At 34.7% G+C, this 16,980-nt stretch carries 12 protein-coding genes; 1 reads left to right on the forward strand and 11 read right to left on the reverse strand.

Going from position 1 to position 16,980, the window contains the following annotated elements; translation table 11 throughout:
• Positions 1-24 precede the first annotated feature (24 nt).
• Positions 25-3,174, forward strand: a complete 3,150-nt coding sequence (locus KI430_RS09285) for a UvrD-helicase domain-containing protein (RefSeq protein ID WP_248874200.1) — start codon at positions 25-27, stop codon at positions 3,172-3,174.
• A 39-nt stretch (positions 3,175-3,213) separates the two neighbouring features.
• Here the strand turns inward: KI430_RS09285 and KI430_RS09290 are convergent, their stop codons facing one another.
• The 11 genes from KI430_RS09290 to folE form a co-directional block, all read right to left on the reverse strand.
• A complete protein-coding gene (locus KI430_RS09290) occupies positions 3,214-5,184 on the reverse strand; it encodes a transglutaminase domain-containing protein (protein ID WP_248874202.1) in 1,971 nt (656 codons plus the stop codon).
• A 9-nt stretch (positions 5,185-5,193) separates the two neighbouring features.
• Entirely contained in the window at positions 5,194-7,035 is a 1,842-nt protein-coding gene (locus tag KI430_RS09295) for a DUF3857 domain-containing protein (RefSeq protein ID WP_248874204.1), read from the reverse strand.
• 55 nt (positions 7,036-7,090) lie between these two features.
• The gene (locus tag KI430_RS09300) at positions 7,091-7,600 is read right to left on the reverse strand and encodes a ferritin (protein ID WP_089871479.1); all 510 of its coding nucleotides are present in this window, start codon (positions 7,598-7,600) and stop codon (positions 7,091-7,093) included.
• 105 nt (positions 7,601-7,705) lie between these two features.
• Entirely contained in the window at positions 7,706-8,080 is a 375-nt protein-coding gene (locus KI430_RS09305) for a hypothetical protein (RefSeq protein WP_248874206.1), read from the reverse strand.
• Between the two features lie 102 nt (positions 8,081-8,182).
• Positions 8,183-9,166, reverse strand: a complete 984-nt coding sequence (locus KI430_RS09310; protein WP_248874208.1) for a hypothetical protein — start codon at positions 9,164-9,166, stop codon at positions 8,183-8,185.
• 268 nt (positions 9,167-9,434) lie between these two features.
• Complete coding sequence (locus KI430_RS09315; protein WP_248874210.1) at positions 9,435-12,086, reverse strand: 4-alpha-glucanotransferase; 2,652 nt, start codon at positions 12,084-12,086, stop codon at positions 9,435-9,437.
• Positions 12,087-12,157: 71 nt separating this feature from the next.
• The gene (locus tag KI430_RS09320; RefSeq protein ID WP_248874212.1) at positions 12,158-12,880 is read right to left on the reverse strand and encodes a hypothetical protein; all 723 of its coding nucleotides are present in this window, start codon (positions 12,878-12,880) and stop codon (positions 12,158-12,160) included.
• Between the two features lie 99 nt (positions 12,881-12,979).
• Positions 12,980-14,131, reverse strand: a complete 1,152-nt coding sequence (locus KI430_RS09325) for a T9SS type A sorting domain-containing protein (protein WP_248874214.1) — start codon at positions 14,129-14,131, stop codon at positions 12,980-12,982.
• 117 nt (positions 14,132-14,248) lie between these two features.
• On the reverse strand, positions 14,249-15,718 hold the full coding sequence (gene cysS, locus KI430_RS09330; protein ID WP_248874215.1) for a cysteine--tRNA ligase: 1,470 nt from the start codon (positions 15,716-15,718) through the stop codon (positions 14,249-14,251).
• Positions 15,719-15,823: 105 nt separating this feature from the next.
• On the reverse strand, positions 15,824-16,270 hold the full coding sequence (locus KI430_RS09335; protein WP_248874217.1) for a DinB family protein: 447 nt from the start codon (positions 16,268-16,270) through the stop codon (positions 15,824-15,826).
• Between the two features lies 1 nt (position 16,271).
• Positions 16,272-16,937 (reverse strand): GTP cyclohydrolase I FolE, encoded by a 666-nt coding sequence (gene folE, locus KI430_RS09340; RefSeq protein WP_074233004.1) that lies wholly within the window; start codon positions 16,935-16,937, stop codon positions 16,272-16,274.
• Between the last annotated feature and the right edge of the window lie 43 nt (positions 16,938-16,980).

Here is a 16,980-nt window from a genome sequence, read left to right on the forward strand (position 1 = left end):
ATTGCTTCCTCTATACATAAGGTAATGCAAAACTCATATTCTGTTATCAACGCATCTGCTGGTTCAGGTAAAACTTACACACTCGTCCAGAGGTTGTTGATGATCTGTCTCAGATCTCCCAATCAATCGGATGCAATCAGAACTATTATTGCATTAACGTTTACGAACAAAGCCGCCAACGAAATGAAGGAAAGAATCCTTTTCTATCTTGGTGAGTTTGTAAAAGAAGACTATTCCGAAAATCAAGATCTCATAAATATTCAAAAAGCACTTGCAGAACAAGGCTACCGAATCACATTAGATGATTTGAGACACCGTTCCCAGAAAGTTCTCGATTATATTTTACACCACTACTCTACGCTTAACATCGGAACGATTGATAAGTTCAACTCCCGCTTGGTAAAGAGTTTTTCTTATGAATTAGGATTGGCTCAGAACTTCAATCTGGAAATCCAGCCGGAACCTTACCTGATAGAAGCAGTGGACAAGATGCTGGACGAGATTGGTGAAGAACAAACTGTTTCCGAAGCGTTTATGGATTTTGTCAATTACAATCTGGACAATAATGAGCGGGTCAATCTGAATCAAACCCTTTATAACTCGGCGAAAAAATTTGTGAATGATATTCATTACCAGCCTTTGCAGGATAATAAAGATTTTGAATGGCAGGCTTATGAAAACAAGAAAAATGAGTTGCGGAAAAAAATCAGTGATAACAGAATCCAATCCTCGCAACTTGCGACACAAGCTTTAGAATTAATAAAAACCCGAGGAATTGATATTGAAGATTTTGCCCAAGGTAAGAATGGTTTAGGAGGATTTTTCCAAAAAGTTCAGGATTTTTATAATAAAAAAAGAGACGGATTTCCTTTTCCCTCCAACGAAGATTCAGCATTGACAACTTATTTCAAAGGAGCCGCCGCAAAATCAAAACATAAACAAAGTGACATCGAGGAAATTCTGCCGCAACTGATTTCCTGGCGAAAAGATATAATCGACCTTTATATTGATTCTCAGAAAAAAGAAAAAATCCTGGAAGCGATTCTACCTTTGAAAGTCAACGCCGATATCCAGAAAAAGCTGTTGGAAATCGAAGAAGAAAACGACTTGGTTTTGCTTTCGAAATTTAATATTATCATTAATGAAAATCTTCGAAATGAGCCTTCTGCATTCATTTATGAGAAAGTAGGAACTCAATTTCAGCATTATTTTTTTGATGAGTTTCAGGATACTTCAGCGATGCAGTGGCAGAATTTTTTACCACTTAGGGACAACAGCATTACTTCGGACAATACAAGTTTTACGATTGTCGGTGACCCGAAACAGAGCATCTACCGATTCCGAGGAGGCGAAAGTGAACTGATGCTGAACATCATCAATCAAACTGAAATCACACCAAAATTTGCAACCGCTGAACACCTTAGATTCAATTGGCGAAGCGCTAAAAATATTGTCGACTTCAATAATCGGTTGTATGATTTTATGTCTCAGGCTTTGAATAATGAGCATCAAAAAATCTTTGGTGAAAATGCTGTTCAGGAAGCACAATCCAACCTGGAAGGCCGAGTCAAAGTTCATCTTTTGGAAAACTCGGTGAAATCTATTTTTTATGAAGAATCTGCTGAGAAAATGCGAAATGACATCCAGGAATGTCTGGATAATGGATTTACGTTTTCAGACATAACGATTCTTTGCCGAGGAAATAATGATATTTTTAATTATTCCCAACTATTAGGAAATCTGAAAGTCCAGTACAATGGAAAAGAAACCCATATCAAAACCATTTCTGAGAAAGGATTGACACTTGATTTATCTTTTACAATCAAAGCTTTAATTGAATATTTGAACTGGGAAATTACACCAAAGAATCGTCAGTTTCTGGTTAAAATGATGTACTTTTTGAATGTTTCCGGCAGAATCACAATGACAGATTTCACCTCTGAAATCAAAACCATTCTGAATCTGGAATCTAAGTCAGAAATCGAAAATTATATCGATTCTCATTATCATATTAAATTGATCCAAAATGATGTTCCGCAACTTAATCTTTATAATTTCATAGAATACTACATTCAGGAATTTTCGGTTGAAAATAAGGAAACAGATTTCCTTCTTAACTTTCTGGAAATGCTTTTCAATTACACACAAAATGCTGGTGCTACATTGAAAGAATTCCTGAAATTCTGGGATGACGAAGCTTCGAAAATCAGCATCCAGGCGAGTGAGAATATCGATGCCGTTCAGATTATGACGATTCATAAAGCTAAAGGTCTTGAGTTTCCTGTTGTTTTTATCCCGATGCGAAACGAAAACAGCGACAAAAAATTCTCCGAATGGTACGACCTCAACAGTGAAGATGAATTGAAAACCGTGATTTTGACTCAGTTTTCTTCCGAGCTGGAAACGTATGACGAAGGTTTAGCTCAATTCAATTTTGAAAATTCTTACCGGAATAAGATTGATCGCTTCTGCATCCAATATGTAGCAACTACAAGACCTGTGGAGCAGCTTTTCTTGTACCTGGAAAAGCCGAGCAAATCTTCTAATCATCTTGAATTATTTGATTTTGTGACAGAGTTTCAGCCGACAGAAAACGGAGAAAAGTTAGATTCGTTTGATATTTTCCCTGTTACTGATTTAAGAAAAAAGAAAGGGAAAAAGAAAAAAGAGTATCTGTCAGAAAACATCAATTCAATTTCCCAGAAAACCGAAAAAGCTTCGAATATCGAAATTGCTACGACTTCTAAAAATTATCAAAATCGCGTAGAGCACGTACGAATGGGAATTTTCACGCACGAGATTTTATCTAAAATCAAAACTAAAAAAGATGTTTCCAAAGTTCTAAACGCATATCTTCTGGAAGGTATCATTACCAATGAAGAACAAAAATCAATTTGGGAAAGGATTGAAAATGTTCTTACTGATGTTAATTATTCTGCTTATTTTGCAGAGAATCTGAAAATCATCAATGAAAGAGAAATGTTTGCAACAGAAAATGAGCAATCCAAAACCTATCGTCCGGACCGCTTGATTGAAACTGAAAATGGTTTCATCATCGTAGATTTCAAAACTGGCGAAGAAAAGGAGAAAGACCAGAAACAAGTGGAAACTTATAAAAATAAGCTGGAACAATTTGGGAAGAAAGTCATCAAAACAGACGTGATCTATATATAAACAAAATCCCGAGAAAATAATTTCCTGGGATTTGCTTTTTTATTTTTTTACGACTGTCACAACTTGACCTTCCAGCTTCGTAATATTATCAAAAATTTGCTTGAACGCCGGATAATATTCTTTCGGGTAAACCGGATCTTCAACTGTTGTCGTGGTTTCGACAGTCAGTTTATTGCCTTCCTGCGTTACTTTGTAAACATATTGGATGGCATTATCCTCTGTTCTGAATTTTTTGGACTTTGGTACATTTTCAAAAACATAGCCGTCCGGCAAAGTGATGGTCACTTTTTTGATTTTATCGTAGCCTGTATAGAGTTCTATTGGTGAACGTCTCTCCTCAGTCTGGTCAAATTCGTGGGATTTATTGTATAAAAATAGTAACGGATTAAATACTAACTTACCGCCAATGCCGTCCACAAAAGAATCAGAATCGAAGTCGAAGCTGGTTTGGAAATCATTATTGTCTAACAGCTCTGTTTTGATGTTGGTATAAGGAAATTTATATCTTTCTTTATAGCTGGAATTTTGATATTCGTTTTTATCCTCATTATAACTTTCGTTATTCATCATTGCATATAACTGGGTATCTCTGTCTGAGAAATTACCGGAGACTGTCCCATCCTGATTTAGTTTTGCATCTACAGTCAGGAAAGTCTGGCTCTTGCCCGGACAAAAAATATTCACTTTTTTAGCTTCTTTTTCCGTCATAATATAACCATTATAATTAAGAGCTGACGGACGGATTAGATTTGGCAAAGTCATCTTAGATGTTGCATCATAAATCATCGCTTTTCCATCAATCTCAAGAAATGCCAAACAGTAATTAAGCTGATTAATTGATGGCGAATGATCCAAAAGCAAACCACGTCTTATGGTTGATAATACAACAGGTTGTGCATCCAAATCTGCACTTCGCATCAACAAAACCATTAGCAGATTGATTTCGCCAGAACTTCCAACTTTGCTGGAAATAAGTTCCTTGATGCCTTTACCTTCTTCCGAACCTACTGTATAATTATTATTCCAAGTGTAATTTTTCTGAACAAATTTCAGAATAGCTGCTGCTTTTTCCTGCGGAGAGTTGATACTTTTTATGTCTGCCGGAAGAAGATCTTTTACATAAGATTTCTTTTTCAGCTGATCTCCAAAATACTCAGATTCGTACAATTGTTTGCGGATATCTGACCAAGACACGGCATAAGATTTGAAACCTCCCAAGTCTCCGGATTCATAAGCTCCGGGCGTTCTTGTGATATTGGTAGAGTTAAGTTCAGCTCTGATGGATGTTCTGTAATTATCCAGATTATGAACATATTTTTCATCTCTGTATGGCGCAATATTTTCGTAACCAAATCTGTAGGTATAATACTCGCCTCCATAGATATTTTTATCTGCAACATCTCTGTTTTTTGGTGTCAAGCTTCCTTTATAATCTATATTAAATCCCAGATACTTCGGAAAATCAAGCACATAATCGAACCGTCTGGTCGGCACATTATCTTCTACCGTAATTTTATCTACAGACCAAACATAAGGTGACAGAATACTGTATTTGTACTCGATAACAGAGCCATCCTTTACATTTTCAAAAGCAAATTTGGTAACTGTATAGTTTTTGGATTCTTTGGATTTATATTTAGAATTTTTCTCTACAGCTGTAGTTTCTATTTTATCATTAACCAAATTGTAAGTGACCACCTTCAAAGACGTTACTCTTTCTGACTTGTTATTTTTGCCATCGTAAGTATAAATTTCTTGGTTGAGGAATTTCTCTGCCTGATCCTTTTTATAGATTTTCACTCGGCTTACCACGTCAAGATTCAACATTCCATCCGTAATATAATAGTGATAAGATTTATAAATAATTTCCGCCGATTCTGATGGATTTTTGGCATACGAAGTTAATTTCAGATCTTCTATATTCAGCTTCGGTAAGTCAAGATATTTGTACTGACCAAATACCGGCAATAGCAGACAGGTCAGTACGATTTGTAAAATTTTGGTTTTCATCATGCGTTTTTAAATTTTGGTTATTAAGATTTTTGTAGCGTCTATATTATTAATTTGCTTTCTAAATTTGATATAACTTGAGATTTTATCGACAGGGATAATGCCTTTATTCAATTGGAATTTTCTTTTAACAATAATTTTATCATCTTTTTGAGAAAACTCCATGGAATAATTCCCGTACTCTGAATCAATTTTCTTTGCTAATGGAAGTTCGGTAAATTTGTAATTTTTAGGAATCGAATACTCTATTTCGTAATCATCCGTAAATCCAAACGCAACTTCTACAGGAAACTTTCTGTTCTCAGAATTTTCCAAATAAAATCCACTATCTGCAACTGGTAATGCTCTGAAATAAATATCATTTCCTAATGCTTTTGAAAAGTTGTTCGCCTTAAAATTGATATCAAAAGACAACTTCCCGTTATCTCTATCGTTATTTAAATTATCATAATTGATTTCTGAAAAATTAAGAAAATTAAAATCTTCTTTCAAAGAATTTTTGAGTTCTTCGCTAGTCATCGACATTTTACCTAATTGAAAATCATAAAGTCCACCGGTAAAAGCAAATTTAAAAGTTCCCGATAGCGAGTTATCTTCAGAAATTTGAGCAGCAAACCGCATTTTTTCTTCACTGTCTTCCGATTTATAGGTAGGTGTATTGACAACTTTGGTCATTTTATCATCAATTAAAACTACATTTCTATTGCGTGTAGAATATCCCAAATGATTGAAAGCAATATTTTGACTTGTATTCTCTAACCATATATCGCCTTCTTCTGTAGGGATATAGAGAATCACGTGATTACCACCCATTTTAGGGAAATTTTCGTCAAATTTCATTGGGGTATTATCCATATAAATCTTTGCATAATATGATGGGATTCCCGCCGCTTTCAGCAAAACTCTCATATAATTAGTCAATGCTTTACAATCACCGTAAGCTTTTTTTCTCACCTCATCTGCCACCATCGGCTGCCAGCCACCAATGCCTATTCCAACAAAAACATATCTGGTCTTTTTTTGCATGTATTGATAGATTTTCTTGACCTTTTCCGAAGTAGAACCGGTAAGATTAAGACCATTAATCTCATTCTGAATTTCTGGTGTAATAACCGAAACTGGTTCTATCAAAGAACTATACCATTTTGCTAAACTTTGCCAGCTGGAAAAATCACCGCACTTTTCTTTCAGACAAGCTTTGTCCAATGCAAATTCTATTTTAGGAAAAATGGTTTCCGGATCTGGTGCATACTTTTCTACTTGGTAAGCCGGAATATTTTTATAAGTCGCCACTAAATTATTCCCGGATTCTGAAACTTCAACTTTACCAAAAGAAGTGTCTGTGATTTTTTTTCTAAGATTAATTCCAGATTCATTTGTAAAACCAACACTCCAATTTTCAACAGAAACATTAGCCGATAAAAATGGCTGAAGCTCTGGTAAAAAGGCAGTGTCAGAAGTTTTGACAGTATATGTCAATTCGATAGTATAAGGATAAACTGGCTGGATTATTCTACTAGCCAATGCACGATAATCTGAGTAAAGATAAGAGTCGTCTGATTGACTGATATCATTCAAATCACTTTTTGAATAAGTCTTTATCAGTTTTCCAAACTCATTAAAAACTTTGAGTTTGACATCAGAGATTCTACTGTATTTATTATAGGAGATATAAGCATACGAGTATTTTTCACCAGCTTTGTTTAAAATAGAAATTACTTTTTTCTCATTGATTTCCATATTGTCCGCAGCCTTGATCAGATATTCAGAACTGTAATTCCTGATTACAGCATTCGCATCTTTCTTAAGCTCTTCCGGGATTTCTGAGATAGCGTAATTTTGTGAAAACATCTTGACAGATATTAACACAAAGAGGGTTATTAGTTTTTTCATCAATAAAATAAAATTAATTCTCTGCAGCTGGATTGAAAACCCTTTGCGCCAATTCCTGGTCAAAGAGATACAATGCAGACGGATTGTCTTTTACCATTTTGATCTTGGTGACCAAAAGCGATGCGCTAGACTCTTCTTCCACCTGCTCATTGATAAACCATTGTAAAAAGCTTGTGGTTGCAAAATCGCCTTCGTCATTCGCTGCCTTTACGATATTGAAGATACTTTTCGTCACCAGTCTCTCGTGGTCTAGAGCTTTCTCAAAAATCTCCTGAGCGTTGTTGAATTCGTGTGGAGGTTTTGGAACTTCATTCAGGATGATTTGTCCGCCGATGTCGTTCACATAATCAAACATTTTGTCTGCGTGCATCAATTCTTCTTTAGATTGTACTCGGAAATAGTTTCCAATCCCTTCCAAATCTTGCGCATAAAACCAAGCGCTCATGGAAAGATATAATTGTGCGGCGTATTGTTCTTTGGTAATTTGTTCGTTGACAAGCGTAATAATTTTCTCTGAAACCATAACTTTATGTATTTTTTTATGAAATTTTAACTTTAAGACCCAAATATAAAAAAAAGAGCCGTTAAAAAATAACGACTCTCTCTGAAATTAATCACTAACTAAAAACTATTTAACAACCGTAGCATCCACTTTTTTTCTTGCTTGGAAGTGCTCTTTTCTTTCTGCCATTTTTTTAGCCTTCAACTCCTGGAACTTTTTATATTGCTCAGGCGTTAAGATTTTCTGCATTTCAGCTTCATTTTCTTTCATCTTCTGCATTCTGTCTTCTTTTTTAGCTGTCATTTCTTGCTTTCTTTCAGCAGCTTTAGATTCGTGCAAAGCTTTGATTTGAGCAACTTGGGCATCAGTCAAATTCAATTCTTGTTTCATTTGCTGCAAACGTTCTGCTTTTTTCTGAGTGAAATCTGCTTTTGTAGTTGTTTGTGCAAATCCGAAAACACCTAGTCCAAGAAATGCCGCGCTTAAAATTAATTTTTTCATTTTTTTTCGATTTTAATATTTATAAATTTTATCTGTTGGTTTGATATCTTAAAAATTATAAGGTTAAGGTCTTAAATTATAATTTTTTGTTAAATCTTATTTTTATCTTGAAACCAATCTATTTCCGGAGTTTCTGCTGCTGTTTTCAGATCTTGGTGCAGAATTTCTTTGATTTCCATTGCTTCTGTTTTCTATTCTTCTTTCAGAATTTTGATTTTGTCTGATGCCACCTTGGTTTCTGATTCCTGCATTTTCATTCGTTCTTACATTTTCATTTCTGGGATTTCTGATCCCGCCAAGATTATTTCCATTGGACAGATTTCTTGGATTCTCATTTCGTATTCCATTATTTCTAATGTTATCATTTTGAGTTCTGATATTTCCATTATCATTTGATCTCACACCTTCATTTCTTGGATTTCTGATTCCGCCAATATTTCCGTTAGAACCACTTCTTGGATTATCATTTCTGATTCCGTTGTTTCTGGTTGGATTTATCATTCCTTGGTTTCTAACATTTTCTCTAAATCCTTCTTTGAAATTTCCTCGGTTCACTTTGTAGATATTAATATTCACATTTCTATAAACTGGTCTTACAGGATATCGTCTTGCATAGAAATTCACGCAACGGTTTCTGTAATAAACAAAAGGACTTGCTCCACGGAAATAATTATTTTGATAAACTACAAAGATTCTTGGCCCCAGGATATTTTGCAAAGCATAGAATCTGTCATAATACCATCTGTCAGGATTCCATCTGTAATAAGAATTCCAGGCAGCGTAAGAAGCAAAACGATTATTTAGCATCATAATCTGGTCAATCTGGAAAGGTGTCAATCTATATTGGACAAAAAACTGATTCCAGTTTACAGAAAAAACAGCCTGTCTGTAATCGTTATAATAACCTTGGTAATATTGATCCGGATAATAATCTGCAGGATAGTTGTAATAATAATCGTCCGGATAATCATAAGAGTTATCGTAATATTCGTAGCCGTTATATTCGTTTGGGTAAGTATCGTAATAATCTTGTGCAGAAACTAATCCTCCAAAAATAATCGCAAGAGTTAAAAATATCTTTTTCATAACTTTTTATTTTAAAAATTAAATTCGAAAATTCATTTTTCACTTAAAATGAAACTTTCTATCTTTTGGATATTGACGGATAATAAAAGTTAAACGAAAATTTAGATTCCGGATTCAAATTCAATTCAAAAATCAAATTCACACTGATAATCAGCGTGATAATTTTCATTAATTATAACAAAAAAATAACCCTTTCAAAGTTTGAAACTCTGAAAGGGTTTTATGAAAAGTTATTCAAAATAAAATTTTGAATAGGTAAACTTAAAAATTAAAATCGGTCGCTATTTTCAACCCAGCTTGCAATTTTTTGATTGAATCTTTTTTGGGTTTTCAAATCTTCCAAGTTCACGTGCATTCTGTATCGCCAATAATGTGGAAAAACTGCAGGATTATTGATTCTTTCTTCGTCCATATTCGGATTCATCAACTCCTCATCTGTTGCCAAAAATTCCTGAATCGGGAAAATCGCCAACATTGCATCGGTATAAAGATGCTGTTTCATAATCATTTCTGATAATTCCGGAGCCAAATCCCAAGGCGCTGTTCCATATTGCCCTAATTGATTGTTGAAATATTTTTGAGTCAAATTTCTATCCTCGTGCCACCATTGTCTCAGCGTAGAACTATCGTGAGAAGATGCTGTAACAACATTCAGGTAACTTGCATTTTTCGGGTCGTACCAAGCGATATTTTCGGAAGGCATTCTCTGAACTTTCAAAGCGGTAATCGCCAATTTATCCATTACAACCGGAACCGAATCAGGAACCAAACCTAAATCCTCACCACAAATCAACATCGTTGTAGAATTCAGTAAAGCTGGTAATTTTTCCATCGCTTTCTGGTACCAAAGTCCATCCTGGCGTTTGAAGAAATAATCATTGTAAACATCATTCAGTTTCGCTTTTTCCCAGTCCGGAAGATATTTGTAAGAAGTAGTTTTTGCAATGTTAAATCTTGGATGATAAACAATTCCGTTCTCAGTTTCTTCGGTTAAGAATAGAACATTTCCTGCCAGAGAGATCAATTTTTCTTCTGCCCAGTCCCAAGATTCTTTTTTGAAATAATCGGTTAATTTTCTCTGAGTATCAAATTCCGGTTTAAAAGTAATTGTTCCATTATGAGTATCAAAAAATTGATTCTGAACTTTATCTTTCGCATCTCCGAAGTTTTCCCAAAGAATTGGGTCATTCACAAATGGTTTAACATAACGGTCAAAGCTAAATGGAATTTGTCTGTCCGCAAACTCTTTTTCTGTAACAGGAAGCGCTGGATAAAAATATCCCAGCAATCCTTGAGTCGCAGAAATCGGCATTCTCCAGATTCTGAAAAATCCAAGAATGTGGTCGATCCTCATTGCGTCAAAATACTGTTCCAGAACTTTGAAACGTTTTTTCCACCATTGGTAACCGTCCGCTTTCATCACTTCCCAGTTATAAGTAGGGAATTCCCAGTTTTGTCCCAAATCCGAGAATTGGTCTGGTGGCGCTCCGGCCTGGAAATCCATTCCGAACAATTCCGGTTCTGTCCAGGCTTCTACAGAATGTCGGTAAATCCCAATCGGTAAATCTCCTTTTACAGAAATCCCCAAATGATGAAGATATTCTACAGCATCTTGTAACTGCAAATGCAATTGATACTGAACCCAAGCATGAAGCATCAACTGAGAATATTCTTTATGTTTTGGTGAATAAAGTGTTGCTACTTTTCCAGCCACATATTTTTTATGAGTCTTCCATTCATTAAAATTCGGGGTTTTGTATTTGTCTCTCAAAACACAAAATGCAGAGTAAGGCATCAGCCATTCCTCATTATCTTTAATGAATTTTTTGAAGTTTTTATCTTTTAGAATCTTGTCTTTATTCTCTTCGAAAACGGCTGTTGCATACTTCCATTTTCCGGAAATCATCTGCTCGTAATCAATCAAAGACAAGGCATTCAGTTCTGCTTTTTTTGCTTGATAATCTTCAACCAAATCTTTTGGCAAAGCATATTCTAACTTCTCAATCGAAAGATATTGCGGATGAAGTGCATAAACCGAAATCGCTGCATAAGGATAAGAATCTGTCCAAGTGTAATTCGCAGTCGTATCGTTAATAGGTAAAATTTGAATCACAGAAAGCTTGGTTTCATTAGCCCAATCTCCTAGTTTCTTGATATCAGGAAATTCTCCAACTCCGAAACCGTCTTCCGTTCTCAAAGAGAAAACCGGAACTGCAACACCTGCAGAATGCCAAAGCGTATGGTTATCGAATTTGAAATAGTGATCTGCTTTCACATAAAGAATATCTTTGTTCGGATTTCCGAAAACCCAACGATTTTCGCCTGGTTCTACATAAAAAATCTTACCCGTATTTTTGTCTTTAATCGCGTATTTGTAAAGAATCGTTTGATGAGAATTGATTTCTACGCCGGTTTCCCAAACACCGTAATCTGTTTCATTCAGCTCAATGGCTTTTTCATAATCCCAATTTCCCAAAGCATCTACATTTCCAATCAAAACCAATTGCCAGTTTGGATGATAAAGCGGCGCTTCTATTCGAAAAAGATGCGTGTGCTTTTTAACAACTGCTGATTTTGCTGATTGAAATCCTTGCAAACGGTTGTGAAGGATTTTGTTGGTCAAATAATTTTCAGGGAAATTTTTGAGATTCCATTGGTCAAAGATGACAAATTCTTTGAAGCTGTTCGGAAGGTTGAGCTGATGAAAAGGAATTTCTTCCTCCAAAACTCCCCCATCTTCGTTCAAGACAAGATATTTGTATAGAATTGATTTAGAAAAATAATCCAATTCTGTGGTCCAGTTGTTATTTTCGGAATAGTCTAAGTTGTAGTCCCGATACTCCGCTTTGTCCTCGAACAGACGCAAAACGAGTCGCTGGCCAACTTTTGTCCCGAAGTTAACACTAAAGTATAGTTTCATTTATTAAGGTCTATTAATATTGACGCAATTTAACGAATTATTGAATTACAACTAATATTCCCGTAAAAAAATCATTTTTTCGTAATCCTTTCGAGGTAAGCATTAATATTATTGTCCAACGCAACCGTAATTCCGCCTACGTTTTTGGCTTTCATATACATCAGAACTTTTTCGTCTTTTAATGAAAACATTAAGAAATCATTGAATTTATCAGGTGAAATTCCTGCTTCAGCAAAATACTCTAAGTCTACATTATTCTGAATCCAAGCCAAATCTTCCTGCAAATCTTCATATTTGTAGCGATTTTTCAGGCGTCGCGAATTACCCGAAAGCCATTTATAAAGATTATCAATATTAAGTTGAGCAAATACCAAAGGCAACAAAACTTCTTTTGCTTCAACAGGTTTTTCACGTGGCTTTTCTGGTCCTTTTGGTAATCCGATATCTTTTCTGAGTTTTTCCTCCTGAGATTCTGCAAGGTTTTTATTAATGATTTTAACTTCTTCTATCTCTTGCGGAATTTTCTCCAATTTGACTACCTGAAAATTATTACTCGTAATAACTATTTTTCCTAATTTGTAACTTTCCTTAGCAAATCGAATTTCATCACCAATATTCGCATTAACCACAAATTTCCCGTAGGCATCGCTGTATGTTTTTTGATTGGTGGTCATATTCACAATCAGAACCTTGGGAATCAAAACTTCGTCCTCTGACATTACATTTCCTGAAATGTTCTGAGAAAAGATAAAACCCGATAAAATGAGAAGAAGAACCTGTAAAAATCGTTTCAAGCGTTGATAGTTTTGGCCAAAAATAAACTTCTTTGCTAAAATAAAAATACGGTTTAACTTTCGTTAACCGTATTTTTATTATTTATGATTAAAAGTAGATTATCTAACAACAATTTTCTTAGAAACAATTGTTTTTCCATTTTCAGATTCTACATTAACCACATAAACACCGGAAACTAATTTTCCTAATTCAATTCGGTTTTCAGAATTGGAAATATTGGTAATGGTTTGATTAGAAACCAGATTTCCGGAAGCGTTGTAAACTTTCACATTAGCATTTCCTTTTTGATTATTGGCAATTCTTACATTCACAAAACCTTCGGAAACTTTTGTCGGGTAAATATCATTTTTATTAATGTCAACCGCCAATTTATTTGATTTCAAAACATAAGGACTTCCAAGATCATAAATCGGCATATTAAGATTGTTATTCATCTTTTCCGCCTGCAAAGTTTCGAGATTCAAAGTATGGAAAACACCACCTTTTGCGCTTGCCAAAACAATTTTTCCTTCAGAATTAACAGCAGCTCCATTGATAGAAAAATTCTCAGGCAAAGATTTTATTTTCCCAACGAATTTAGCTTTCATATCATTCAAAGACACTTTGAAGATACTTCCAAAAGCTGAAAAAACATAAAAATTATTATTATCATCAGCAATCATATCGCCTCCAAAGCCAGTTTGCATCTTGCTTAACTGATTTTCACCATTTCCAGAATCATCTTTCACAACGCCTAAATCTGTAACCGCATATTTTCCATCTTTGCTAGAAATTTTCAGAAGCTGAGAACCTGAATTGGAAAGCGCATAGACGTTGCCATCATTCCCTGTTGCCATTCTGGAAAACTGCGAACCAGTGTCGCAAGATGTCGGATTGGAAAGATTATTTTCCAGCAACGTGATGTCTTTTGTTTTGGAATCCAAAATATAAATATTGGAAGAAAACATCGGCATATAAACCAATTTCCCTCTTCCATCGACAGCTAAAGCTGCAATTTGACTGGATAAAGCATTGGCAGAAGATTCAACATCTTCAGAAATATCTTTGTTTAATTTGCTGGAATAAACTCTAGGCTGGTCTTTACCTGACAAAAGAATATTTTCAGTAATTCCTTTCCTGGAATCCAAAGCACGAAAATCCTGAAAAATAATATTTGCAGCATCTTTTCCAGTGAGTGCAAAAATATCCTGCTGAGCAAAAGAACTTGCGCCAATAAACAATAAAAGTAAAGTTGATAGAGATTTTTTCATAGTAAAAGTGTTTAATTAATTGACACTAAGTTAAGTATTTCTACAATATAATACTTACATCAACAAAAAAACCTTCCGTTTTTTACGAAAGGTTTAAATATTTATTGTTTTAATGAATTAATTCAGAACATAACTTGTTCCATCCCGCCCGTCCTTCAGCTCAATTCCTTTCTCAAGAAGTTGATCGCGGATCTGGTCAGACAAATCCCAGTTTTTGGCTTTTCTGGCCTGATTTCTTAAATCAATTAAAACCTGCAAAGTCTGGTCAAGCTTATCATTATTAGATTCTTCAATCATTTCCAAACCTAAAACGTCAAAAACAATGGCGTTTAGGAATTGTTTTAAATCTTCATAATCTTCTGTTGAAATACTTTCTTTACCCAATTTTGAAGCCGAAATAAACTTCACCGCCTCGAATAAATGAGAAATCAAAATCGGACTGTTAAAATCATCTGTCAAAGCTTCCAACACTTTTTCTTTCCAATTTTTATAATCAAAAGAAGAAGTTTCCACACCTTCTACCTGAGTTTGAGTATTCAAGATTTTCACAGCTTCCATCAATCTATTGAAGCCTTTTTCGCTCGCCAACATTGCATCATTAGAAATATCCAAAACACTTCTGTAATGAGCCTGTAAAAAGCAGAATCTCAAAACGCTTGGATGAAAAGCTTTTTCAAAGAAATCATTATTTCCGGTAATCAGCTCCATTGGAAGAATGTAATTTCCGGTCGATTTACTCATTCTTTGTCCATTCATTGTCAACATATTCGCGTGCATCCAATATTTCACCGGTTCTACGCCATTGCAGGCTTTTCCTTGAGCAATTTCACATTCGTGGTGCGGAAATTTCAAATCCATTCCACCACCGTGAATATCGAATTGATCACCAAGATATTTTGTACTCATTGCCGTACATTCAAGATGCCAACCTGGGAAACCCTCTCCCCAAGGCGAAGGCCATTTCATAATATGTTCCGGCGAGGCTTTTTTCCAAAGTGCAAAATCCTGAGGATTTTTCTTTTCGCCTTGTCCGTCAAGGTCTCTTGTATTAGCAAATAATTCTTCGATATTTCTTCTGGAAAGTTCGCCATAATTAAGACCTCTTGCATTGTATTCCAAAACATCGAAATAAACAGAACCATTACTTTCGTATGCAAAACCTTTTTCAACTAAAAGTTTCGTGAGTTCCAATTGTTCAATAATATGACCAGTTGCAGTCGGTTCAATAGTTGGCGGAAGCAGATTAAATTTCTTCAAAACATCGTGAAAATCGACGGTGTATTTCTGTACAATTTCCATCGGTTCCAGTTTTTCTAATCTGGATTGTTTGATGAATCGGTCATTATTGATATCGCCATCGTCCGTCAAATGTCCGGCGTCAGTAATATTTCTGACATATCTGACTTTATATCCAAGAAACTGAAGACTTCTGTAAATGAAATCGAAAGACAAAAAAGTTCTCACGTTACCCAAATGCACATTACTGTAAACCGTAGGTCCACAAACGTACATCCCGATATTACCTTCTAATATGGGTTTGAAAACTTCTTTTTCGCCTGAAAGCGAGTTGTATATTTTTAGTTGCATTGATTTTTATTAATGATGAATTATAATTGATAAGTGATTTAAGATTTAAACATAAAAAATCAACAACAAATAATTGTTGCAATGAAGATTTTGTTCAATTGTTTCTTAAATTTTATCATTATTAATAGCTTTTAAATGATGATTCATATGACTAATATAATCATCAATAATAAATCTTAAAGTAAAAGATTGTTTTTCAGATTTAGTTGTATCGCAAATATTCTCCAATAGTTCATCGGGAATATTTTCAACAACATTTACAATCTGAAGGTTTAAATATTTCCACAAATTTATGATGTTAGAAATCGGTGTATTCTGATAGTTTTGAGCTTTAACCCAAAAATTCTGATCATACACAATATTTTCATTTTCTTTATATTGAGTCACAACAAATCTTCTGATATTAGTAAAAGCACTGTCACAAAGATGACCTAATATTTCTTTTTTAGACCATTTTTCTTCAGACAATTTTTCATTCCATTGATTTTCTGAAATCGAATGAAATTTTGCAATCTGCTTTTCTACAATATCTCTAAGAACTTGATAATCCATTTTAGTCAAATTTTGCGTGACTTCCTACATAATGTAAGAACTCCTGTCTTGTAATAGGATTAGTTCTGAAAATTCCGCTCAATTCTGCTGTAATCGTAGAACTTGCTGTATCTTTAATTCCTCTGCAATTCACACAAAGATGTTTTGCATCTATGATACAAGCAACATTATTGGTGCCAAGAGCTTCTTTCAAAGCATCAACAATCTGCATCGTCAATCTTTCCTGTACCTGCGGACGTTTTGCATAATAATCCACAATCCTATTAATCTTTGACAACCCAATCACTTCACCATTAGAAATATAAGCAACGTGAGCTTTCCCAATAATTGGCAAAAAGTGGTGTTCACAGAAGGAATAAACCGTAATATCTTTCTCAACCAGCATTTGGCGATACTTATATTGATTTTTAAAGGTCGAAACTCCAGGTTTATTTTCAGGAAGAAGGCCACCAAAAATTTCGTTTACATACATCTTCGCAACACGCTTAGGAGAATCTTTCAAAGAATCATCTTCCATATCAAGACCCAAAGTCTCCATGATTTCCGCAAAAAGCCCTTCTATTTTCTCAACTTTCTCTTCAGGTTTCAAATCAAAAGCGTCCTTTCTGAGAGGTGTATGATCTTTGCCTGTGAACAGATCATCGTCATTATCAGGAAAATGTTCCATAATATCATTAGTAATAAGACGCAAAAATAAACAAAATTTTGTA

The organism is Epilithonimonas zeae (assembly GCF_023278365.1).
In the GTDB taxonomy this organism is placed as follows: Bacteria; Bacteroidota; Bacteroidia; order Flavobacteriales; family Weeksellaceae; genus Epilithonimonas; species Epilithonimonas zeae_A.

Bases quoted from the DNA above. Each gene is read 5' to 3' on its own strand.
- KI430_RS09335 (WP_248874217.1), bottom strand. From the start codon at position 16,270: ATGGATTATCAAGTTCTTAGAGATATTGTAGAAAAGCAGATTGCAAAA.
- KI430_RS09300 (WP_089871479.1), bottom strand. From the start codon at position 7,600: ATGGTTTCAGAGAAAATTATTACGCTTGTCAACGAACAAATTACCAAA.
- KI430_RS09290 (WP_248874202.1), bottom strand. From the start codon at position 5,184: ATGAAAACCAAAATTTTACAAATCGTACTGACCTGTCTGCTATTGCCG.
- KI430_RS09325 (WP_248874214.1), bottom strand. From the start codon at position 14,131: ATGAAAAAATCTCTATCAACTTTACTTTTATTGTTTATTGGCGCAAGT.
- KI430_RS09315 (WP_248874210.1), bottom strand. From the start codon at position 12,086: ATGAAACTATACTTTAGTGTTAACTTCGGGACAAAAGTTGGCCAGCGA.
- KI430_RS09285 (WP_248874200.1), top strand. From the start codon at position 25: ATGCAAAACTCATATTCTGTTATCAACGCATCTGCTGGTTCAGGTAAA.
- KI430_RS09295 (WP_248874204.1), bottom strand. From the start codon at position 7,035: ATGTTTTCACAAAATTACGCTATCTCAGAAATCCCGGAAGAGCTTAAG.
- cysS (WP_248874215.1), bottom strand. From the start codon at position 15,718: ATGCAACTAAAAATATACAACTCGCTTTCAGGCGAAAAAGAAGTTTTC.
- folE (WP_074233004.1), bottom strand. From the start codon at position 16,937: ATGGAACATTTTCCTGATAATGACGATGATCTGTTCACAGGCAAAGAT.
- KI430_RS09310 (WP_248874208.1), bottom strand. From the start codon at position 9,166: ATGAAAAAGATATTTTTAACTCTTGCGATTATTTTTGGAGGATTAGTT.
- KI430_RS09305 (WP_248874206.1), bottom strand. From the start codon at position 8,080: ATGAAAAAATTAATTTTAAGCGCGGCATTTCTTGGACTAGGTGTTTTC.